This window comes from Cellulosimicrobium sp. So1_17, from assembly GCF_055181235.1.
Window position 1 is genome coordinate 1,427,779 of the sequence record NZ_CM143702.1, and the last position, 22,034, is coordinate 1,449,812.

A 22,034-nucleotide genomic window follows, 5' to 3' on the forward strand; every position below is an offset into this window, starting at 1 on the left:
CCCGCCCGCGAGCGCGGTGAGCCCGGGTTAAGGTCGGCCGGTGCGTATCGAGCTGACCGTGACCGAGGCCGTCGAGCTCGCGCGTGCGTCCGGGGCGCTGCCCCCGTTCGTGCGCTCGGTGACCGGCGAGGGCGACGACGTGCGCGTGGTCCTCGACCTGCGCGAGGTGCCCGACCCGCCGTCGGCCCTGCGGCTCGCGGCGCGGCTCGTCCCCGTCGTCCGCGGGACGCTGCGCGTCGAGTCGTTCGTCGCGGGGACGGCGGTCGTCGCCGTCGAGGCGAGCGCCGCCGGGCTCCCCGCGCACAAGCTGCTCGGGATGGCCGAGGGCCCGCTCCAGGGTGCGCTGCGGTCGAAGGGCCTGCCGGCGGACGCGGTCCGCGTGCTGCCCGACGCGCGGCTCGCCCTCGACGTGCAGGCGCTCCTCGCCGCCGGGCTGGCCGGGACCCTGCCGGGCCTCGAGATCACCGACCTCGCCTACGCCGACGGGACCCTGCGGGCCGAGGCGAGGCTGTAGCGCGCTCCCTCCGGCGTGGCACGGCCCGTCGCCCGGGTGCTCAGTCCTCGCGGTGGTGCAGCATGCGCGCGACCTCGGCGATCGACCCCGAGAGCGACGGGTACACCGTGAACGCGGACGCGACGTCGTCCACCGTGAGGCGGTGCGACACGGCGAGCGTGATGGGGAAGATCAGCTCGCTCGCTCTCGGCGCGACGACGACGCCGCCCAGCACGACCCCCGCCTCCGGGTGCGCGAAGAGCTTGACGAAGCCGTCGCGCATGCCGAGCATCTTCGCCCGCGGGTTGCGCGCGAGCGGGAGCGTCGTCGTGACGTACTTGCTGCTCTGGGCCTTGAGCTGCTCCTCGCTGTACCCGACGGTCGCGATCTCGGGAGCGGTGAAGATGTTCGCCGCGACCGTGCGGAGCTTGATCGGCGCGACGGCGTCGCCGAGCGCGTGCGACATCGCGACGCGGCCCTGCATCGCCGCGACGGACGCGAGGGGCAGGATGCCGGTGCAGTCCCCTGCCGCGTAGACCCCTCGCGCCGACGTGCGCGACACCTTGTCGACCTCGACGTGCCCGCTCGGCGCGAGGCGCACCCCGGCCTCCTCCAGACCGATGCCGTGCGTCGAGGGGATCGACCCGACCGCGAGCAGCACGTGCGAGCCGGTGATCACGCGGCCGTCGGAGAGCGTCACCTCGACGCCGTCGGCCGTGCGGACCGCGGACTCGGCCCGCGAGCGCGACATGACGGTCATGCCGCGCGACCGGAAGACGCCCTCGAGGAGCTCGGCGGCGTCGGCGTCCTCGCCGGGGAGCACGCGGTCGCGGCTCGACACGAGCACGACGTCCGAGCCGAGCGCGTTGTACGCGCCCGCGAACTCGGCGCCGGTGACGCCCGAACCGACGACGATCAGGCGCTCGGGCAGCTCGGTGAGGTGGTAGAGCTGCGTCCACGTGAGGATGCGCTCGCCGTCGGGCTGCGCGGTGGGCAGCGTGCGCGGCGTGGAGCCCAGCGCGAGGAGGATCACGTCGGCGTCGAGCGTGACGTCGGCGCCCGCACCGCCACCGCCCTCGACCACGACGCGGGACGGGCCGTCGAGCCGGCCCGTGCCTGTCACGACGCGCACGCCCTCGCGCTCGAGGCGCGCCCGGATGTCGGCCGACTGCGCGGCCGCGAGCGCCATGACGCGCGTGTTGACGGCGTCGAGGTCGACGATGTGGCGGCGCATCGCCGGGTGCTGCGCCTTGGCGGTGTCGACGGGGAGGCGGATGCCGAGGTCGGCGGCGCGCTCGGCGATCGTCATCCAGTCGGCGGTCGCGATGAGCGTCTTCGACGGGACGACGTCCGTGAGGACGGCCGCGCCGCCCATCCCCTGGCGCTCGACGACCGTGACGTCACCCCCGAGCCGACGGGCGACGAGAGCCGCCTCGTAACCGCCGGGACCACCTCCCACGACGACGATCCGGGTGGCCTGACGGTCGAGGGTCTCGTGGGTCACGCGGCCCATTCTGTCAGGCCGGACGGCCCGCGCGTGTCACGATGCGAGACGGCCTGCCGAGGTCCCGCCGTGGCGGGGCGGCGGCCCGGTCGGCCGCACCCCAGGTCAGCGCGCGGCGGGAGGACTAGCCTGGGCGGCATGACGACGACGCCTCCGAGCACACCCTCGCTCGACGACCCGAGCACCGAACCCTTCGTCGTGGCGCGGGCCGCCGCGGACCACATCGCCGAGGCGACCGGGGTCGACGGGCACGACATGGCGCTCGTGCTCGGCTCGGGCTGGGGCGGCGCCGCGGAGCTCCTGGGCGACGTCGTCGCCGAGATCCCCACCGCCGAGATCCCCGGCTTCTCCGCGACGGCGGTCGTCGGACACCTGTCCGTGACGCGCTCGATCCGGGTCGAGCGCGCGGACGGCTCGGTGCGCCACGCCCTGGTCATCGGCTCGCGCACGCACCTGTACGAGGGCAAGGGCGTGCGCGCCGTCGTGCACGGCGTGCGGACCGCCGCCGCGACGGGGGCGGAGACCCTGATCCTCACGAACGGGTGCGGCGGCCTGAACACCGACTGGGCCGCGGGCACGCCCGTCCTGCTCTCCGACCACATCAACCTCACGGGCCGCAGCCCGCTCGAGGGGCCGACGTTCGTCGACCTCACCGACGTGTACTCGCCTCGCCTGCGCGAGATCGCGCGCCGCGTCGACCCGAGCCTCGCCGAGGGCGTGTACGCCCAGTTCCCCGGGCCGCACTACGAGACGCCGGCCGAGGTCCGCATGGCGCGGGCCATCGGCGCGGACCTGGTCGGGATGTCGACGACGATCGAGGCCATCGCGGCCCGGCACTGCGGCCTCGACGTGCTCGGCATCTCGCTCGTGACGAACCTCGCGGCGGGGATCAGCCCGACGCCGCTCTCCCACGCGGAGGTCATCGAGGCCGGCCATGCCGCGGGCCCCCGCATCAGCGCCCTCCTGGCCGACATCGCGAAGCTGGTGTGACATGACCGAGCGTGCCACGTCCCCGCGGGGGAAGACGTCCCGGCCGAGCGTTCCGGCCGACGCCACCGACGACCCGTCGTTCGACCCGGGCTCGGCGCACGCCGCGTTCCTCGAGCGCGTCGCGGCGTGGATCGACGACGACGTCGACGCGGGCGACCAGGCGGACCTGCGCCGCCTGCTGGACCTCGCCGACTCCCCCGACCCCCGGAAGCACGACGTGCGCCGCGCGGCGCTCGCCGAGCTGCGCGACCGGTTCTCCGGCCCGCTGGAGTTCGGCACGGCCGGCCTGCGCGGAGCGATGGCGGCGGGGCCCCACCGCATGAACCGGGCGGTCGTCGTGCGTGCCGCGGCCGGGCTGGGCGCGTACCTGCTCGACGCGCTGGGCAGCGGCACGCGGCCCCGGGTGGTCGTCGGCTTCGACGCGCGGCACCGCTCGCGCGCGTTCGCCGTCGACACGGCCGCGGTCCTGACCGCCGCCGGCCTCGACGTCTCGGTCCTGCCGAGCGCGCTGCCCACGCCGGTCCTCGCGTTCGCCGTGCGCCACCTCGACGCGGACGCGGGCGTCATGGTCACCGCGAGCCACAATCCGCCGGCGGACAACGGCTACAAGGTGTACCTCGGCGGCCGGGTGGTCACCGACGGCGGTCAGGGCGCTCAGATCGTCCCGCCGTACGACGCGCGCATCGCGGCGGCGATCGCCGCCGTCGGGCCGGCCCGTTCCGTACCGCGCGCGGGCGACGGGTGGACGGTGCTCGGACGGGACGTCGTCCGCGCCTACGCCGCGTCCGTCCTCGCGCTGTCCGACGGCGCTCCCCGCCGGCTCAAGGTCGTCACCACCGCGCTGCACGGCGTGGGCGGCGCCGTCGTGGCGCACGTCCTGCGCGAGGCCGGGTTCACGACCGTCGTGCCCGTGGAGGAGCAGCTGGACCCGGACCCGGACTTCCCGTCCGTGTCCTTCCCGAACCCCGAGGAGCCGGGCGCGATGGACCTCGCGCTCGCGTACGCGCAGGACGCGGGCGCGGACGTGGTGCTCGCGAACGACCCGGACGCCGACCGGTGCGCCGTCGCGGTCTACGACCCGCGCGTCGGGACGTACCAGGGCGCCGAGACGGCGCGGTCGAACGGCTGGCGCATGCTGCACGGCGACGAGGTCGGTGCGCTGCTCGGCGAGGACGTCGCGCGACGGGCCGCCTCCTCGGGGGCGGCCGGTGGCGTGCTCGCGTGCTCGGTCGTCTCCTCCCGCCTGCTCTCGCGCATCGCCGCGGCGCACGGCCTGGGCTTCGCGACGACCCTCACCGGGTTCAAGTGGATCAGCCGCGTCGACGGCCTCGTGTTCGGGTACGAGGAGGCGCTCGGCTACTGCGTCGACCCCGCGCACGTGCGCGACAAGGACGGCATCAGCGCCGCGCTGCTCGTCGCGCAGCTCGCGAACCGGCTGAAGGCCGAGGGCCGCACGCTCGTCGACGCGCTCGACGACCTCGCGCGCCGGCACGGCCTGCACGTGAGCGACCAGCTCTCGGCGCGGTTCACCGACCTCGACCGCATCGGCGACACCATGACGCACCTGCGCTCGGCGCCGCCGCGCACCCTCGCCGGCGCCGGGGTGACCGACGTCGCCGACCTCTCCGCAGGGCTCGACGGCCTCCCGCCGACCGACGGCGTCCGGCTCCTCACCGCCGACTCGACGCGCGTCATCGTGCGCCCGAGCGGGACCGAGCCCAAGGTGAAGTGCTACCTCGAGGTCGTCGTCCCGGTCGCCGCGGACGCGTCCCACGACGACCTCACCGCAGCCCGCGCGTTCGCCCGCGAGCGAATCGACCGCGTGAAGGCCGACATGTCGCGCGCGCTCGGACTCTAGGGAGCCCCGGCCGGGACCGCCGCGCCCGATCCGCGGCACCGTACCGACGGGTAACCTGGGGCGATGAGCACCACGACACCGCCGTCGGTCCGGGAGACCGGCCCGGCGGGCTCCGACGCGGCCCCGGCGACCCCGGCACCCGCCGACCGTCCCGCCGTCGAGATCGCCGAGCTCGCCCGATCCGTGACCGGCTCCGCCGTCCTCGACGACACCGGCTGGCGCCGCTACCTGCACGGCCTGCCAGGGGTCGACAAGGTCGGCGCCGACGGCCGTGCGGCCATGCTCGGCACGCGCTCGATCAAGACCACGTCGAAGGCCTGGGCGCTCGACACGATCATCCGCATGGTCGACCTCACGACGCTCGAGGGCGCCGACACGCCCGGCAAGGTCCGCGCGCTCGCCGCCAAGGCCGTGCGCCCCGAGCCCAACGACCCGACGTGCCCGGCCGCCGCGGCGGTCTGCGTGTACAACGACATGGTCCCGGTCGCCGTCGAGGCGCTCGCGGGCACGGGCGTCAAGGTCGCCGCCGTCTCGACGGCGTTCCCGTCCGGACGCGCGACCCGCGCCGTGCGGCTCGCCGACACGCGCGACGCCGTCGAGGCGGGTGCCGACGAGATCGACATGGTCATCGACCGCGGCGCGTTCCTCTCCGGCCGGTACGAGCAGGTCTACGACGACATCGTCGCCGTGCGCGAGGAGTGCCGCGCGAACGGGCGCCACGCCCACCTCAAGGTCATCCTCGAGACGGGGGAGCTCGCGACGTACGACAACGTGCGCCGCGCGTCGTGGCTCGCGATGCTCGCGGGCGCCGACTTCATCAAGACCAGCACGGGCAAGGTCTCCCCCGCCGCGACGCTGCCGGTGACGGTCGTCATGCTCGAGGCGGTGCGCGACTTCCTCGCGCTCACGGGCGTCCAGGTCGGCGTCAAGCCCGCGGGCGGCATCAAGACCTCCAAGGACGCGATCAAGTACCTGGTCGCCGTCAACGAGGTCGCCGGCCCGCAGTGGCTGGACCCGGACTGGTTCCGGTTCGGCGCGTCGTCGCTGCTCAACGACGTGCTCATGCAGCGCAACAAGCTCGCCACGGGTGCCTACTGGGGCCCGGACTACGTGACCGTCGACTGAGCGGAACCCGAGGACAGCAACAGATGAGCACCACGAGCAGCACCCCGACCACCGCCGGCTCGCCGTTCGAGTACGCCCCGGCCCCCGAGTCGCGCGCCGTCGTCGACATCGCGTCGTCGTACGGCCTCTTCATCGACGGCGAGTTCACCGCGGCGTCCGACGACGGCTCGTTCAAGACCGTCAACCCGGCCACCGAGGAGGTGCTCGCCGAGGTCGCGGAGGCCACCGAGGACGACGTCGACCGCGCCGTCCGCGCCGCCCGCCGCGCCCAGGAGAAGGTCTGGGGGCCTATGCCGGGCCGTGAGCGTGCGAAGTACCTCTTCCGCATCGCACGGCTCCTCGCCGAGCGGGCCCGCGAGTTCGCCGTCCTCGAGACGCTCGACAACGGCAAGCCCATCCGCGAGGCGCGCGACGTCGACGTCCCGACGGCCGCCGCCCACTTCTTCTACTACGCGGGCTGGGCGGACAAGCTCGAGCACGCGGGCTACGGCGCCGCCCCCCGCCCGCACGGCGTCGCCGCGCAGGTCATCCCGTGGAACTTCCCGCTGCTCATGCTCGCGTGGAAGATCGCACCGGCGCTCGCGACCGGGAACACCGTGGTGCTCAAGCCCGCGGAGACGACGCCGCTCACGGCGCTGCTGTTCGCGGACCTCCTGCGCCAGGCGGAGCTGCCGCCCGGCGTCGTGAACATCGTCACCGGGGCCGGCGCCACGGGCGCGGCGCTCGTCGCGCACCCCGGCGTCGACAAGGTCGCGTTCACCGGGTCGACGGCGGTCGGCAAGCGCATCGCGCAGCAGATCGCCGGGACGCGCAAGCACGCGACGCTCGAGCTCGGCGGCAAGGCCGCGAACATCGTGTTCGACGACGCGCCGGTCGACCAGGCGATCGAGGGCATCGTCAACGGCATCTTCTTCAACCAGGGCCAGGTGTGCTGCGCGGGCTCGCGGCTCCTCGTCCAGGAGTCGATCGCCGAGGAGCTCGTCGAGCGGCTCAAGGCACGCCTCGGCACGCTGCGCGTGGGCGACCCCATGGACAAGAACACCGACGTCGGCGCCATCAACTCGCCGCAGCAGCTCGCCCGCATCACCGAGCTCACCGAGGCGGGCGTCGCCGAGGGCGCGACGCGGTGGAGCCCGGCGTGCGAGCTGCCCGAGTCTGGGTACTGGTTCGCGCCGACGCTCTTCACCGGCGTCTCCGCGGCGCACCGCATCGCGCGCGAGGAGATCTTCGGTCCGGTCCTCAGCGTCCTGACCTTCCGGACGCCGGCCGAGGCCGTCGCCAAGGCCAACAACACGCCCTACGGTCTCTCGGCGGGGATCTGGACCGAGAAGGGGTCGCGCATCCTCTGGATGGCCGACCGGCTGCGCGCGGGCGTCGTGTGGTCGAACACCTTCAACCGGTTCGACCCGACGAGTCCGTTCGGCGGCTACAAGGAGTCCGGCTACGGCCGCGAGGGCGGCCGGCACGGCCTGGCGTCCTACCTGATCGAGGGGAGCACGTACTGATGGCCCGCACCACGAGCGGCAGCACGACCACGAAGGCCGGCGCCTCGCGCGGGTCGTCCGCACCCGAGCGGCTCGGCGTCCGCAAGACGTACAAGCTCTACGTGGGCGGGAAGTTCCCCCGAAGCGAGTCGGGCCGCACCTACGAGGTCGTCGACGCGAAGGGCCGTTTCCTCGCGAACGTCGCGCAGGGCTCGCGCAAGGACGCGCGCGAGGCCGTCGTCGCGGCGCGCGCCGCGCAGCCCGGCTGGGCCGGCGCGACGGCGTACAACCGCGGGCAGGTGCTCTACCGCGTGGCCGAGATGCTCGAGGGACGTCGCGACCAGTTCGTCGCCGAGGTCGCCGCCGGGGAGGGCCTGACCGCACGGCAGGCGGAGACCGCCGTGTCCGAGGCGATCGACCGCTGGGTCTGGTACGCGGGCTGGACCGACAAGGTCGCGCAGGTCGCCGGCTCCGCCAACCCCGTCGCCGGGCCCTACTTCAACCTGTCGTCGCCCGAGCCGACCGGCGTCGTCGTGGTGCTCGCGCCGCAGCGCTCGTCGCTCCTCGGCCTCGTCTCGACGATCGTCCCGCCGCTGGTCACGGGGAACTCCGTGATCGTCGTCGCGAGCGAGGACCGGCCGATCCCGGCCGTCACGCTCTCCGAGGTCCTCGCGACGTCGGACGTGCCGGGCGGCGTCGTCAACGTCCTCACGGGCCGCACGAAGGAGCTCGCTCCCCCGCTCGCGTCCCACCTCGACGTCAACGCGATCGACCTCGCGGGCGCGGTGGCCGCAGCCGGTGTGGGCTGGGGCGAGCTCGAGGCCGCCGCGGCGGACTCGGTCAAGCGCGTCCTGCGCCCCGCCGTCGACCGCCGCGGGAACGACACCGAGCCCGACTGGACCGAGGCCCCGCTCCCCCAGCGCATCCTCGCCTACACGGAGATCAAGACGGTCTGGCACCCCAAGGGCATCTGACCCCGCCGAGAACGACTCCGGTGCCGTCGTCCTCGGATGACGGCACCGGAGTTGTTCTCGGCCGCCCTCACGCACAGCGTTCGACCCCGCGCCCCCCGTACTACCTCGCGCGATCACGGTCGACCCTCCGCAGAGGCCGCTGAACCAGCCCCGTGGCCCTTCGAGACCGCGGAAGCTCAGACCTGCGCGCCCTCGACCAGCTGGTACCCCGGCAGGATCACGTCGTCCACCAGCGCGCGACGCTCGTCGTGGTGCACGAACGCACTCCACGCCGCCGTCATCGTCACGTCGGCGAGGTCGTCGATGGTCCACCCCGCCTGCTCGACGAGGAGCGTCATCTCCTGCGTCATCGACGTGCGCGACATGAGCCGGTTGTCGGTGTTGAGCGTGACGGCGAAGTCGAGCTCCTTGAGCCGCGTGATCGGGTGGTCGGCGATCGACGTCGCTGCGCCGGTCTGGACGTTCGACGACGGGCACAGCTCGAGCGGGATCTGGTGGTCCCGGACCCAGTGCGCGAGGAGCCCGAGCGCGGCGGTGCCGGGCTCGCCCTCGGCGTTGTGCGGGTGGGCGGGGTCGAACGCGATGTCCTCGACGATCCGGACGCCGTGGCCGATGCGCCCGGCCTGGCCCAGGTGCACCGCCTCCGCGATCGACTCCGGCCCGGCCGCCTCTCCGGCGTGGATCGTCACGGGGAAGTTGTTCTCCGCGAGGTAGCTCCAGATCTCGGCGTGCCGCGAGGGCGGGAAGCCGTCCTCGGCGCCGGCGATGTCGAACCCGACGACGCCGTTCGTGCGGTTCGCGACGGCGAGCTCGGCGATCTCCTGCCACCGGTCGGCGTGGCGCATCGCGGTGACGAGCTGTCCGACGCGGATGGTGCGCCCCTCGGCCGCGGCGGCGACGACGCCCTGCTCGATGCCGGCCTGGACGGCGTCGACGGTCTCCTGCAAGGTCAGCCCACGCTGGAGGTGCTGCTCGGGTGCCCAGCGCTGCTCGGCGTAGACGACGCCGTCGGCGGCGAGGTCGAGCACGGCCTCGCGGGCCACGCGGGCGAGCGCCTCGGGGGTCTGCATGACGGCGATCGTGTGGTCGAACGTCTCGAGGTAGCGCACGAGGGAGCCGGAGTCGGCGGACTCGGCGAACCAGGTCGCGAGCGACTCGGCGTCGTGGGCGGGCAGCTCGTGCCCGACCTCGGCGGCGAGCTCGAGGATCGTCGCGGGACGGAGCCCTCCGTCGAGGTGGTCGTGGAGCACGACCTTGGGCAGGGCACGGATGACGTCCGCGGTGAGCGGGCGGTTCTCGGTGGTCATGGGCTCACGGTACCGGCCGCGGAGCCGGCGGGCCGGTCACGCGTCGTCGCGTCAGGCGTAGTCGTCCTCGGCGCCGGGGACCGCCGACGCCTGCTCGACGACGTCCGCCTCGCTCGCCTCCCCGTCGAGGTCGGGCCGCGCCGAACGGGGGCGGTAGTCGTCGGGCTCGTGCTCGGGGTCGTCGACGCCCGTGTCGTCGGTCTCGACCTCCTCGACGAGGCTCACCGCCTCCTCGTCCTGCTCGACCAGACCGGCGTCTCGCCAGGTGTTCTCCCCCGGGACCGTGCTCATGTCGACTCCTTCAGCGTGGCGGGTCGTGGCCCCTCCATCCTCACGCGGGCGTCCTCCGGTCGCCAGCCCGCCCGGTCGACGGCCGGGTCGCCGACCGGTCACCGAGCCGGTCCCTCCGGCGCGGCCGCCGTCGCCCTCGTCCTCGCCGTCGTCAGGCGGGCAGGACAGCCCACACGACGTGCGGCCAGCCGCCGAGCGCCCGCCGCACGGCCGCCGCCTGTCCCCCCGCGGCGAGCCGTGCGGCGTCGAGCCGGTGCACCGTGCCCGACGACGGCTCGTAGACCCAGCAGCGGCGCACCCCGGGCGTGCCGGCCCTCCCGGACGACGCGGTCCCTGGCGCGGGCGCCGGGCCCGACCGGCCCGCGGCACCATCGGTCGTCGCGGCGTCGGCGGCCACGAGGAGCACGACGTGACGTGGCACCGCTGCCGTGACGCCGCCGGACAGGTCGCCGCCTGTGAACAGCGGCACCGGGATCCCGCGAGCCGCCGCGTCGAGGGCGGCGCCCAGCACGGAGGACCCGCGCGCGCCGTCGACCGCGTGGTGCGTGAACCGCACGTCGGCGTACCGCGCGGTGCGCGCCGCGCCCCACGGCGGCGTCCCGAGCGCGCCCGGCCACGGAAACGGCCCGAGCGCCCTCCGGCCGGTGCGCGCCTTGACGACCTGCTGCAGGCGACGCCACCGGTGCTCCGTCCCGCGCGGCGAGGTGCCCCCGGACGACCGGTCCGGTGCGACGCGCGGACCGGGAGCCGGGTCCGTGCCGGCGGTCGCGGGAGCGCCGGCGAGCGCGGTACCGGTCACGAGCCAGAGGGCGAGCACAGGATCGCCCGCGGCGGCGAGCAGGGCGAGCACGGCCGAGCCGCACGTCGTCCCGTCGACCTGCCGCGCGAGCGCACCGCCGAGCGTGAGGGGGCGGACGGCGGACCCACCGACCCGCGCGAGCGACGAGGCACGGCCGAGCGGGTCGACGACCTCGACGCGCGTGTCGACGGGCAGTCGGGCAAGCACGTGCGCGAGCCCGGCGACGACGTCGCCCCGGTGCCCGGCGCCGCGCGCGCGGTCGAGCGCGCCCGCGACGGTGAGCGACGTCCCGAGGCCCGGCGCGATCGGCCGCGCACCCGTCGTCAGGGGCCGCGCACCGGCGCCGAGCAGCGAGGCGAGGGACGTGAGCCGCAACCCGCCGAGCGCGCTCATGCCGCTCCGACCGCGCGCGCGACCGCCCACGCGGCGCCGATCCCGGCGAGCGCGAGCACGAGCGCGACGAGCCGGACGAGGAACGACCAGGAGCGCAGCCGCCCGCTGTCGGGCAGGCCGCCCGTCGGCGGCCGCAGGACGGCGGGGACGAGCGTCAGCACCGCGACCGCCGCGGCCGCCACCACGACGAGGGCGTTGGCGCTGCGCAGCCCGGCCGCGCCGAGCAGGAGCGCGCCGACGACCACGCCGAGCACGGAGCGCTGCCAGGCGAGGGCGGTGCGCTCGGGCTGGAGGCCTTCGTCGCGCGCGACGGGGTCGCTCACGGCAGTGCGCCCGCCTCGCCGAGGCCCGCCGCGACCGAGTAGCCCGCGATGAGCACCGCGAGCAGGATCACGCCGGTCACGAGGACGGGGATGCCGCCGGGCGCGGGCAACGGCTGCCGCAGCCGGAGCGCGCGCTCGTTGCGTCGCCACGAGAGCAGGGCGTACAGGGCGCACGCCGCGCCGACGAGGCACGCGACGGCCGCGACGAGGTCGACGAGCCCGGGGAGGTCCGCGAAGGTCGAGAACGACGTGAGGGCGACGCCTCCGGCGACGAGGCCCACACCCGTGCGGACCCACGCCAGGGCCGTGCGCTCGTTCGCGAGGCTGAACCGCGCGTCGGGCTCGGTCCCGACACCGTAGACGGACCGCGGGCGGCGGTCGTCGACAGGTTCCGCGTGGTCCGGCCCCGGCTCGGTGCGCGGGTCCGGCGGCCCGCCCGCCCCGGGGTCCGCCACGCTCAGCCGACGCGGTCGAGGACGACCGGTCCCGGCGAGACGTCGGACCCCGGAGGGGCGATCTCCCAGGCGCCCTCGAGCGCCTGCACGGCCCGGTCGAACCGGTCCGGCGTGTCGGTGTGGAGGGTCATGAGGTGCTGGCCCTTGCGGACGACGTCGCCGGGCTTCGCGAACAGCTCGACACCCGCCCCGGCCTGCACGACGTCCTCCTTGCGGGCGCGCCCCGCGCCGAGGCGCCACGCGGCGACCCCGACGGCGTAGGCGTCCAGCCGCGACATGACGCCGTCGTGGTCTGCGACCACGTGCTCCTTCTCGCGCGCGACGGGCAGCGGCGCGCGCGAGTCGCCGCCCTGCTCGGCGATCATCTCGCGCCACTTGTCGAGGGCCCGCCCGCCGACGAGGGCGTGCTGGACGTCGTCGGGGTCCTGCGGGCGGCCCGCGGCGGCGAGCATCTCGACGGCGAGGGCGACGGTGAGGTCCACGACGTCCTGCGGGCCCTTGCCCTGCATGACCTCGACCGACTCGCGCACCTCGAGCGCGTTGCCCGCCGTGAGGCCGAGCGGCGTCGACATGTCGGTGAGCAGCGCGACCGTACGGACGCCGGCGTCGGTCCCGAGGTCGACCATCGTGCGCGCGAGCTCGCGCGCGGACTCGAGGTCCTTCATGAACGCCCCCGAGCCGACCTTGACGTCGAGCACGAGCGCGCCGGTCCCCTCGGCGATCTTCTTGCTCATGATCGAGCTCGCGATGAGAGGGATCGACTCGACCGTGCCCGTGACGTCGCGCAGGGCGTAGAGGAGCCTGTCCGCGGGCGCGAGCCCGGACCCTGCCTGGCAGATCACCGCACCGACGTGCTCGAGCGCGTTCATCATCTGCTCGTTGGTCAGCGAGGCGCGCCACCCGCGGATCGACTCGAGCTTGTCGAGCGTCCCGCCCGTGTGGCCGAGGCCCCGCCCGGAGAGCTGCGGCACGGCGACGCCGTACGAGGCGACGAGCGGGGCGAGGGGCAGCGTGATCTTGTCGCCGACACCGCCGGTCGAGTGCTTGTCGACGGTCGGGCGGGACAGCCCCGCGAAGTCCATGCGCTCGCCGGACGAGATCATCGCCTGCGTCCAGCGCCCGATCTCGGTCCGGTCCATCCCGTTGAGGTAGATCGCCATCGCGAGCGCGGCCATCTGCTCCTCGGCGACGACGCCCCGCGTGTACGCGTCGATCACCCAGTCGATCTGCGCGCCGTCGAGCAGCCCCCCGTCGCGCTTCGCGCGGATGACGTCGACCGCATCGAACGGCTCCCGCGCGGGACCGGTCTGCTCCTCGTCGGCCGTACCACCCTGCACGGCCCCGTCGTCGTTGGTCACGAGCGCACCTCCAGATCGTCGGGCCCGAAGGCGTCGGGCAGCACGTCCCTCATCGTCTTGATACCACGCACGGTGTCGACCAGCAGGTCGGGGCCGCCGTGCTCCCACAGGAGCTGGCGGCAGCGCCCGCACGGCATGAGCGTGGCGCCACGCCCGTCGACACACGCGAACGCGACGAGCCGCCCGCCCCCGCCGCCGACGAGCGAGCTCACGAGCGAGCACTCGGCGCACAGCGTCACGCCGTACGCGGCGTTCTCGACGTTGCACCCCACGACCACGCGCCCGTCGTCGACGAGCGCGGCGGCGCCGACGGGGTAGCCGGAGTACGGCGCGTACGCCCGCTCCATGATCTCGCGGGCCGCGGAACGCAGCGCCTCCCAGTCGACCGCGGGGTCCGGGTCCCGAACGGCGCCGCGTCCTGGTCGAGCGTCGTCACCGGGGTGCGTCCCGCCGTCGGGCACGTGCGTCATCGGGACCTCACTTCACGTAGGGGATGCCCTCGGCGGCGGGCGGGCGCACACGACCCACGAGGCCGGCGACGGCGAAGATCGTCACGACGTAGGGCGTCATGAGCATGATCTGGCTGGGGATGGGCGTCCCGACGATCCCGAGCACGACCTGCAGGTTGTCGGAGAACCCGAACAGCAGCGCGGCGATCAGCGCGCCGACGGGGTTCCAGCGACCGAGGATCATCGCCGCGAGGGCGATGAAGCCCTTCCCGCCGGTCATCTCCTTGCCGAACGCGAGCCCCGCGGCGACCGTGAAGAACGCTCCGCCGAGCCCGGCGACGGCGCCACCCAGGATGGTGTTGCGCACGCGCGTCGCGTTGACCTTGATGCCCACGGTGTCGGCCGCCTTGGGGTGCTCCCCCACCGCGCGCAGGCGCAGACCCCACCGGCTCTTGAAGAGGAAGACCTGGAGCAGGATCACGACGACGTACATGAGGTACACGAGCAGCGTCTGCCGGAACAGCACCGGCCCGATCACGGGGATCTGCGACAGGACGGGGATCTCGAGGACGGGCAGGGGCGTGCGCGTGTTCCACGTCGCGGAGTCCGCGGTGAGGACCGTCGAGTAGAGGTAGCTCGTCACCCCGACCACCAGCACGTTGAGCACGACGCCGACGATGATCTGGTTGACCCAGTACTTGACGGAGAAGATCACCAGCAGCACGCCCACGAGCGCACCGGCGATCGGCGCGGCCACGAGCCCGGCGTACGCGCTCGAGGTGAGCGACGCGACGACCGCGGCGAGGAACGCCCCGGCGAGGAGCTGGCCCTCGATCGCGATGTTGATGATGCCGACCCGCTCGCACAGCACGCCCGAGAGCGCGCCGAAGACCAGCGGCACCGCGAGGAACAGCGAACCCTGTAGCAGGCCCGTCAGCGGGATCGACGACTTGCCGGCGCCGGCCCAGCACAGGAAGGCGAAGACGACCAGCACGCCGAACACGATGGGAAGCCAGATGCCGACCTTGCGACGGTCGCGCGCGGCCCAGAAGGAGAGACCGGCGAGCAGGAGCGCGAGGATCGACAGGAAGAGGGCCGCGCCGCTCGAGCTGACGGTGATCGGCTCGATCTGGAAGAAGTCGTCCGCGGTGGAGAGGCGGAAAGTGGTCTCGCGCCCGCCGGGCGGGAGGAGCGCGAAGACGACGAGCGAGATCAGGCCGATGACGGTGTACGTGATCGGTGCGCGCCAGCTGATCGGCGGCAGCGGCTTCGCGGTCGACCGCGGCGCGGCGGGCTCGCCGGGCACGGTCGGGGCCGGGGTGGTCGCGGTGCTCATGCGCCGGCCTCCTGCGTCGTCGGGGTGGTCGGGGTCGTCGCGCGGTCCCGGCGGCGTGCGGCCTGCCGCTCGGCCCGCGTCGGTCCGCCCGGCGTCGGGAGGCGGAAGATCGCACGGACCAGCGGGGGTGCGGCGATGAACAGCACGATGAGCGACTGGACGACCAGGACGATGTCGATCGGCGTGCCCGTCCGGGCCTGCATGGCGAACCCGCCGGCGCGGAGCGCGCCGAACAGCAGGCCTGCGAGGACCGTGCCGAGCGGCCGCGAGCGGCCCAGGAGGGCGACGGTGATCGCGTCGAAGCCGAAGCTCGCCGCGACGCCGGCCGTGAGCACCTTCTCCGTGCCGAGCACCTGGGCCGCGCCGCCCAGACCGGCGAGGGCGCCGGCGATGGCCATGACCCAGACCGTGACCCACGGGACCGAGATGCCCGCGGTCCGTGCCGCGTTCGGGTTCTCCCCGACGGCGCGGAAGCGGAAGCCGAGCGTCGAGCGCTCCATGAGCCACCAGACGCCGACGGCGACCAGGAGCGCGAGGACGAACCCGAGGTGCAGCCGGTAGCCCTCGCCGAGCAGGAGCGGGAAGGTCGCGCTGCCGGGGATGGGCGGGCTGATCGGGTTCGAGCTGCCCGGTCGCTGGAAGGCCGGCGTCGTGAGCAGGTACGCCACGAGGTACACCGCGATGTTGTTGAGCATGATCGTGACGATCACCTCGTGCGCACCCGTGCGTGCCTTGAGCACGCCCGCGATGCCGGCCCAGATTGCACCACCGAGCGCAGCGCCGAGGACCGCGAGGGCCAGGTGCAGGCCCGGCGGGAGCGAGAACGTGAAGCCGATGAAGGCGGCGAAGATGCCGCCGAGGATGATCTGCCCCTGCGCGCCGATGTTGAACAGGCCGGCCCGGAAGCCGATGCCGAGCCCGAGCCCCGCGAGGATCAGCGGCACCGACACGGTCATGGTCTCCGTGAGCGGACGCAGCGCGCGCTGCAGGTCCGTCGCCTGGAAGTTGATCACCGCGCCCTGGAACAGCGCGCTGTAGGCGCCGAACACCGCGTCCCACACGGCCGAGAAGAAGTCGGCCGGGCGTGCGAAGAAGTACGTCGCCGCCTCCTGGACCTCCGGGTCGGCAGCGGCGATGAGGACGCCGCCGATCACGAGGGCCGCGACGATCGCGAGCAGCGAGACGAGCCAGCTGCTCTCGAGGATCTCGCGCAGGACGCCCTGCCCGGCGGGCCGCTCGGGCTTCGGCACGTCGCTCGGCGGTGCGGGGGTCGGCGGGGCGACGGGCGTCCCCTCGTCGTCCGGCATGGGCTGCTGGGTCACTGGTCCTCCTCCTCGCGCGGGTCGCGCGGGACGGCGTCGGCCTCAAGGTCGGCCCCGCCGAGGGTCGTGTGGTGCTCCGCGGCCTGGGCGACCGCCTCGTCGAGCGGGACGCCGGCCATCATGAGGCCGAGCACGTCGCGGTCGGTGTCGCCGGGGACGACCCCGACCACCCGGCCGCGGTACATCACCGCGATGCGGTCGGCGAGGGCCAGCACCTCGTCGAGCTCGGTCGACACGATGATCACCGGGGTGCCGTTGTCGCGCTCCTGCACGACCCGGCTGTGCACGAACTCGATCGAGCCGACGTCGAGGCCGCGCGTCGGCTGGGACGCGATGAGCAGCCGGAGCGGGCGCGACATCTCGCGCGCGAGCACGACCTTCTGCTGGTTGCCGCCGGACAGGGTGCCCGCGGGCGCCTCGACGGTCTGGGTGCGCACGTCGAACTCGACGACGCGCTGCTCGGCGTTGGACCGGATGGCGCCCTTGTTCAGCGCCCCGGCGCTCGAGTAGGGCGCGGACGTGAAGAGGTCGAGCACGAGGTTCTCCTGGACCGAGAAGGTCCCGATGATCCCGTCGGTGCTGCGGTCCTCGGGCACGTAGCCGACACCGGCGCCGAGGACGTCGGCGACCCCACGACCCACGAGCTCCGTGCCGTCGAGCGAGATGGAGCCCGCGACGGGCCGGCGCAGGCCGACGATCGTCTCGGTGAGCTCCGTCTGCCCGTTGCCCTGCACCCCGGCGACGACGAGGATCTCCCCGCGCGCGACGTCGAGGCTGACCCGGTCGACGACCGGCGTCCCGAGCTCGTCCATCACCGTGAGGTCGGTGATGCTGAAGGTCGCGTCGCCGGGCTCGGCCGGGCTCTTGTCCACGCCGAGCGACACGGACCGTCCGACCATGAGCGACGCGAGCTCGGTCTCGCTCGCGCTCGGGTCCGCCGCCCCGACGACCTTGCCGCGGCGGATGACCGTGATCCGGTCGGCGACAGCGCGGACCTCGCGCAACTTGTGCGTGATGAAGACGATCGAGGTGCCGGCGGCCTTGAGCTGGCGCATGATCGCGATGAGCTCGTCGGTCTCCTGCGGGGTCAGCACCGCGGTGGGCTCGTCGAGGATGAGCACGCGCGCGTCGCGCGAGAGCGCCTTGATGATCTCGACGCGCTGCTGCACGCCCACGGGGATGTCCTCGACCATCGCGTCCGGGTCGACCTCGAAGCCGAACCGGTCGGAGATCTCGCGGACCAGGGTGCGTGCGCGCCGGGCGTCGATGAGCCCGGCGCCCTTGACGGGCTCGTGCCCCAGGGCGACGTTCTCGGCGACCGTGAAGACCGGGACGAGCATGAAGTGCTGGTGCACCATGCCGATGCCGGCGGCCATCGCGTCGCCCGGACCCGTGAAGGTCACCGGGACGTCGTCGACGAGGATCTCTCCGTCGTCGGGGTCGTACAGGCCGTAGAGCACGTTCATGAGCGTGCTCTTCCCGGCCCCGTTCTCCCCCAGCAGGGCGTGGATCTCGCCCGGCTCGATGACCAGGTCGATGTGGTCGTTGGCGACCAGGGACCCGAAGACCTTCGTGATCCCGCGCAGCTCCAGCTTCACCGGCTGCCCTCTCTCCGAACAGGGAACTCCATCGAACCGTACTTCCGCCGTCCCGGCGCAACATGGCGACGGTGGCCCGGGCGGGCTCGCCCGGGCCACCGTCTCAGCCTGTCGTCACGGGGTGTTCGTCGACTCCACGACGAGGTCGCCCGCGATGATCTGCTCCTGGTACTCCGCGAGCTTGTCCTGCAGCTCGGTGGGCACCGCGTCCTCGAAGTCGTGGAACGGGGCCAGGCCCACGCCCTCGTTCTCGAGCGTGCCGACGTACGGCTCGTTGGTGAAGTTGCCGTCGACCGACTCGCTCACCGTGTCGAAGACGGCCGGGCCGATCTCCTTCATCACGGACGTGATGATGATGTCGCCGTACTCCGTGGTGAGGAACCCGTCGGAGTCGACCCAGATGATCTTGGCGTCACCGCTCTGGGCGGCCGCGGCCGCGCCGAGGCCCACCGGGCCGGCGACCGGCATGATGATGTCGGCACCCTGGTCGATGAAGCCCTGGGCGAGGTTCTGGCCGTTCGCCTGGTTCTCGAAGTCGCCGGTGAAGGAACCCGTCTGGGCCTCCTTGTCCCAGCCGAGCGTCTTGACGTCCGTGCCGTTGTCCTCGTTGTACTTCGCGACGCCGTCGACGAAGCCGTCCATGAAGATCGCGACCGACGGGATCTGGATGCCGCCGAACGTCGCGACCGTGCCCGTCTCGCTCATGCCCGCGGCGAGGTAGCCCGCGAGGAACGCGGCCTCGGCCGTGTTGAAGAGGATCGGCTTCGCGTTGTCGAGCTCGACCGGGTTGAAGTCCGCGTCGGAGAACGAGGAGTCGATGAGGGCGAAGTTCGTGTCGGGGTTCGCCTCCGCCGCGGCCTGGATCGGGTCCTCGAGGAGGAAGCCCACGCCGATGACGAGGTTGCAGCCCTGCTGCACCAGGTTGTCGATGTTGGGCCCGTAGTCCGTGTCCGCGGACGACTCGACCTCGGTCGCCGTGATCCCGAGCTCGGACTCCGCCTGCTCCAGGCCCTCGAAGCCGGCCTGGTTGAACGACTGGTCGTCGAAGCCGCCCGCGTCGGAGACCATGCACGCCGAGAAGTCGGTGTTGCCTCCGGCCGTGTCCTCGCCGCCGCCCGTGGTCTCGTCGTCCTCCGGGGCCGCGCCGCACGCGGCCAGCGCGAGCGCGGCCGCAGCCGCGAGCGCGGAGAACTGCATTGCTCTCTTCACGATGAGCTCCTGTCGATGTCCGTCGCTGGCCGCCGTCTTGACCGGGATCCCCCCGGGCGCCGTTGCGCGGGAGGACCACGGGGTCCGTCGACCTCTATGGACCGAAGACTAATCAGCCGGATGCGTCCCGGACGTTACTTGCCGGTAACGCCGCTGCTTCGTTATGCAAGCGTCACTTTGCGTCTGAGGCGTGACACACCCCGGTCCACGGGTCGGGACCGCCCGCACGGCAGGGCGAGCCGGGCGGTCCGCCCGCGGTCCGTCAACCGAGCGCGACGCGCGCGAGCAGCCTCGTCCCCGCGTCGATCGCGCGCTCGTCGACCTGGAGGTCGCCCTGGTGGATGTCGTACGCGCGGCCGCCCGGCGTGCGCGTCCCGAGCCGGGCCATCGCGCCCGGCACCTTCGTGAGATACCACGCGAAGTCCTCGCCGCCGAGCGACTGCTCCGTGAGCAGCACCGAGCCGGGGCCGAGCACGTCGCGCGCCGCGGCCTCGAGCAGACCCGTGCACCGCTCGTCGTTCTCGACCGGTGGGACGCCGCGCGTGTGGTGCACGGTCACCTCGACCTCGTACGGCGCGACGACCTGCTCGACGGCGTCGTGCAGCACCTGCCCGGCGAACTCCCACGCGCGCACGTCGAGGCAGCGCAGCGTGCCGCGCACAGTCCCGGTGCTCGGGATCGCGTTGTGCGCCGAGCCCGCGTGCACGGCGCCCCACGTGAGGTTGACCCCGGAGCGCGGGTCGAGCCGGCGCCCGAGCACCGCGGGGACCTGCGTGATGACCTGCCCGAGCGCGTACACGACGTCACCCGTCAGGTGGGGTCGTGACGTGTGACCACCCGGCGACGCGATCGTCACGGAGACCTCGTCGGACGCCGACGTGATCGGCCCGATCCGCGTCCCGATGTGACCGACGTCGACCTTCGGGTCGCAGTGGATCGCGAAGATCTCGTCCACGCCGTCGAGGCCGCCCGCCGCGAGCACGTCGAGCGACCCGCCCGGCTGCACCTCCTCGGCCGGCTGGAAGATCAGGCGGACCCCACGACGGAGGCCGACCTCGGCGTGCAGGTCCGCGAGCACGAGCCCGGCACCGAGCACCGCCGCGGTGTGCACGTCGTGGCCGCACGCGTGCGCGACGCCGCTCACGGTCGACGCCCACGGCAGCCCGCAGCGGTCCTGCAGCGGCAGCGCGTCGAGGTCCGCGCGCAGCGCGACGCGACCCGGTGCGGGCGCCGGCACGCCGTCCGGGCCCGGGACGAGGTCGCCCGGCGCAGGGCCGACGTCGCACACGAGCCCGGTGCCGGGCAGCGGCCGCGGGTCGAGCCCGGCGGTCCTCAGGCGCTCGGCGAGGAGCGCCGTCGTGCGCGTCTCGGCGCGCGACACCTCCGGGTGCTGGTGGAGGTCTCGGCGGATCCCGACGAGCTCGGCGGCGTGGCGCGCCGCGGCGGGCCCGAGCAGGTCCGCGAGGTCGTCCTGCCGGGCGCTCACAGCAGCTCGTCCAACCCCAGCTCGCGCACGGCGTCGACCATCGACTTCACCTGCTGCGCCCGCGCCCTCGTGGTGACGAGGAGGGCGTCGGGAGTGTCCACGACGACGACGTCGTCCAGACCGAGCACCGTCACCACGCGGTCGCCGGCCGGCACGACGACGGAGCCCGCGCTGTCCCGACGCACGACCTTGCCCGTGTCGCCGAGCACCTTCGAGCCCGCATCGTCCACCGACGGGAGCAGCGCGGCGAGCGAGTTGAAGTCGCCCACGTCGTCCCAGCCGAACGTGCCCGGCACGACGGCGACACCCCCGACGGCCGCGACCGGCTCGGCGACGGCGTGGTCGATCGCGATCTTCTCGAGCGCCGGCCACGTCTCGGCGAGCACCCGGTCACGGTCCGGCCCGTCCCACGCCGCGGCGACCGTGCGCAGCCCGTCGTGCAGCTCCGGGCGCTGGTCCGCAAGGTGGGCCAGCAGGACCGACGCGCGGACGATGAACATGCCCGCGTTCCACCGGTACTCGCCCGACGCGATGTACTGCTGCGCGGTCGCCGCGTCCGGCTTCTCGGTGAAACCCTTCACGTGCAGGGCGCTCGGCGCCCCCTCGACCCCGAGCGGCTCGCCGCTGTGCACGTAGCCGAACGCCGTGGAGGGCCGGGAGGCCGCGATCCCGATCGTCACGACGTACCCGGCGCGCGCGGCCTCGACCGCCTCCCGCACCGACGCCTCGAACGCGTCGTGCCCGGTGATGACCTGGTCCGCCGCGAAGGAGCCGATGACCACGTCGCCGTGCCGGCGCTCGAGCACGGCGGCGGCGAGCCCGATCGCCGCCATGGAGTCGCGCGGCGACGGCTCGGCGAGGACGTTCTGCGCCGGCAGAGCGGGCAGCTGGCTCCGCGCCGCGGCCACGTGCCGCTCCCCCGTGACGAGGACGACACCCTCGTCGCCGGTCAGCGGCGTCAGCCGGTCGACCGTCGCCTGGAGCAGCGTGCGCCCGGACCCCGTGAGGTCGAGCAGGAACTTGGGCGCCGTGGCCCGCGACAACGGCCACAGCCGCGTCCCGGCGCCACCCGCCGGGACGACCGCGTAGAACCCGTCGATCGGCGAGCCGGGCCCCCGGGAGGCGGTCGACGGCGTGGCGGAGGGCAGGGCGGGAGAAGGGACCATGAAGGCAGCATAGTGAGGGCCCCGGTTCCCCCGTCGGCTGTGGGATCAGTCACAAACACCCCGCGCGAGGCCCTCGCGCGGCCCTCGGCGGTCCGCAGCATCACGCCGATGTCA

Annotated in this window: 20 protein-coding genes; 6 read left to right on the forward strand and 14 right to left on the reverse strand. The window is 73.8% G+C overall.

From position 1 onward, the window contains the following. Nucleotides 1–40: 40 nt before the first annotated feature. Entirely contained in the window at nucleotides 41–514 is a 474-nt protein-coding gene (locus ACZCLJ_RS06410) for a hypothetical protein (RefSeq protein ID WP_463105845.1), read from the forward strand. Between the two features lie 40 nt (nucleotides 515–554). On the opposite strand, the gene ACZCLJ_RS06415 is transcribed toward ACZCLJ_RS06410, so the two are convergent. Then, the gene (locus ACZCLJ_RS06415) at nucleotides 555–2,006 is read right to left on the reverse strand and encodes an NAD(P)H-quinone dehydrogenase (RefSeq protein WP_463105846.1); all 1,452 of its coding nucleotides are present in this window, start codon (nucleotides 2,004–2,006) and stop codon (nucleotides 555–557) included. 129 nt (nucleotides 2,007–2,135) lie between these two features. Between ACZCLJ_RS06415 and ACZCLJ_RS06420 the strand changes: the two genes are divergently transcribed. The 5 genes from ACZCLJ_RS06420 to ACZCLJ_RS06440 all read left to right on the forward strand — a co-directional run bounded on the left by ACZCLJ_RS06420 (nucleotide 2,136) and on the right by ACZCLJ_RS06440 (nucleotide 8,428). Then, nucleotides 2,136–2,987, forward strand: a complete 852-nt coding sequence (locus tag ACZCLJ_RS06420; protein WP_463105847.1) for a purine-nucleoside phosphorylase — start codon at nucleotides 2,136–2,138, stop codon at nucleotides 2,985–2,987. Nucleotide 2,988: 1 nt separating this feature from the next. Continuing rightward, the gene (locus ACZCLJ_RS06425) at nucleotides 2,989–4,845 is read left to right on the forward strand and encodes a phospho-sugar mutase (RefSeq protein WP_463105848.1); all 1,857 of its coding nucleotides are present in this window, start codon (nucleotides 2,989–2,991) and stop codon (nucleotides 4,843–4,845) included. Between the two features lie 63 nt (nucleotides 4,846–4,908). Continuing rightward, nucleotides 4,909–5,970, forward strand: a complete 1,062-nt coding sequence (gene deoC / locus ACZCLJ_RS06430; RefSeq protein WP_463105849.1) for a deoxyribose-phosphate aldolase — start codon at nucleotides 4,909–4,911, stop codon at nucleotides 5,968–5,970. Nucleotides 5,971–5,993: 23 nt separating this feature from the next. After that, nucleotides 5,994–7,475 (forward strand): aldehyde dehydrogenase family protein, encoded by a 1,482-nt coding sequence (locus ACZCLJ_RS06435; RefSeq protein WP_463105850.1) that lies wholly within the window; start codon nucleotides 5,994–5,996, stop codon nucleotides 7,473–7,475. Next, entirely contained in the window at nucleotides 7,475–8,428 is a 954-nt protein-coding gene (locus ACZCLJ_RS06440; protein WP_251153272.1) for an aldehyde dehydrogenase family protein, read from the forward strand. The genes ACZCLJ_RS06435 and ACZCLJ_RS06440 overlap by 1 nt, the downstream gene beginning before the upstream one ends. A 176-nt stretch (nucleotides 8,429–8,604) precedes the next feature. Here ACZCLJ_RS06440 and ACZCLJ_RS06445 read toward each other — a convergent pair whose 3' ends face one another. From ACZCLJ_RS06445 to ACZCLJ_RS06505, 13 genes are all read right to left on the reverse strand, one after another. Then, nucleotides 8,605–9,735 carry an adenosine deaminase gene (locus ACZCLJ_RS06445; protein WP_463105851.1) on the reverse strand — a complete coding sequence of 377 codons (1,131 nt, stop codon included), beginning with the start codon at nucleotides 9,733–9,735 and terminating at the stop codon, nucleotides 8,605–8,607. A gap of 51 nt (nucleotides 9,736–9,786) precedes the next feature. After that, nucleotides 9,787–10,026, reverse strand: a complete 240-nt coding sequence (locus ACZCLJ_RS06450; RefSeq protein WP_463105852.1) for a hypothetical protein — start codon at nucleotides 10,024–10,026, stop codon at nucleotides 9,787–9,789. A gap of 151 nt (nucleotides 10,027–10,177) precedes the next feature. Beyond that, a complete protein-coding gene (locus ACZCLJ_RS06455; protein ID WP_463105853.1) occupies nucleotides 10,178–11,218 on the reverse strand; it encodes a hypothetical protein in 1,041 nt (346 codons plus the stop codon). Further along, nucleotides 11,215–11,541 (reverse strand): DUF202 domain-containing protein, encoded by a 327-nt coding sequence (locus ACZCLJ_RS06460; protein ID WP_251153268.1) that lies wholly within the window; start codon nucleotides 11,539–11,541, stop codon nucleotides 11,215–11,217. The genes ACZCLJ_RS06455 and ACZCLJ_RS06460 overlap by 4 nt, the downstream gene beginning before the upstream one ends. After that, nucleotides 11,538–11,996, reverse strand: coding sequence for a YidH family protein (locus tag ACZCLJ_RS06465; RefSeq protein WP_251153267.1), 459 nt, complete (start codon nucleotides 11,994–11,996; stop codon nucleotides 11,538–11,540). The genes ACZCLJ_RS06460 and ACZCLJ_RS06465 overlap by 4 nt, the downstream gene beginning before the upstream one ends. Nucleotides 11,997–11,998: 2 nt before the next feature. Beyond that, nucleotides 11,999–13,333: a thymidine phosphorylase gene (locus ACZCLJ_RS06470; RefSeq protein ID WP_463106365.1), complete on the reverse strand. Its 1,335-nt coding sequence runs from the start codon at nucleotides 13,331–13,333 to the stop codon at nucleotides 11,999–12,001. 17 nt (nucleotides 13,334–13,350) lie between these two features. After that, the gene (locus ACZCLJ_RS06475; protein ID WP_463105854.1) at nucleotides 13,351–13,824 is read right to left on the reverse strand and encodes a cytidine deaminase; all 474 of its coding nucleotides are present in this window, start codon (nucleotides 13,822–13,824) and stop codon (nucleotides 13,351–13,353) included. 7 nt (nucleotides 13,825–13,831) lie between these two features. Beyond that, nucleotides 13,832–15,139, reverse strand: a complete 1,308-nt coding sequence (locus ACZCLJ_RS06480; protein ID WP_463105855.1) for an ABC transporter permease — start codon at nucleotides 15,137–15,139, stop codon at nucleotides 13,832–13,834. After that, nucleotides 15,136–16,446 carry an ABC transporter permease gene (locus ACZCLJ_RS06485; protein ID WP_463106366.1) on the reverse strand — a complete coding sequence of 437 codons (1,311 nt, stop codon included), beginning with the start codon at nucleotides 16,444–16,446 and terminating at the stop codon, nucleotides 15,136–15,138. The genes ACZCLJ_RS06480 and ACZCLJ_RS06485 overlap by 4 nt, the downstream gene beginning before the upstream one ends. An 11-nt stretch (nucleotides 16,447–16,457) precedes the next feature. Continuing rightward, a complete protein-coding gene (locus tag ACZCLJ_RS06490) occupies nucleotides 16,458–18,059 on the reverse strand; it encodes an ABC transporter ATP-binding protein (RefSeq protein ID WP_463105856.1) in 1,602 nt (533 codons plus the stop codon). 114 nt (nucleotides 18,060–18,173) lie between these two features. After that, entirely contained in the window at nucleotides 18,174–19,268 is a 1,095-nt protein-coding gene (locus ACZCLJ_RS06495; protein ID WP_251153263.1) for a BMP family lipoprotein, read from the reverse strand. A 262-nt stretch (nucleotides 19,269–19,530) separates the two neighbouring features. Next, the gene (locus ACZCLJ_RS06500; RefSeq protein WP_463105857.1) at nucleotides 19,531–20,754 is read right to left on the reverse strand and encodes an amidohydrolase; all 1,224 of its coding nucleotides are present in this window, start codon (nucleotides 20,752–20,754) and stop codon (nucleotides 19,531–19,533) included. Continuing rightward, nucleotides 20,751–21,920 (reverse strand): mannose-1-phosphate guanylyltransferase, encoded by a 1,170-nt coding sequence (locus ACZCLJ_RS06505; protein WP_251153262.1) that lies wholly within the window; start codon nucleotides 21,918–21,920, stop codon nucleotides 20,751–20,753. The genes ACZCLJ_RS06500 and ACZCLJ_RS06505 overlap by 4 nt, the downstream gene beginning before the upstream one ends. Between the last annotated feature and the right edge of the window lie 114 nt (nucleotides 21,921–22,034).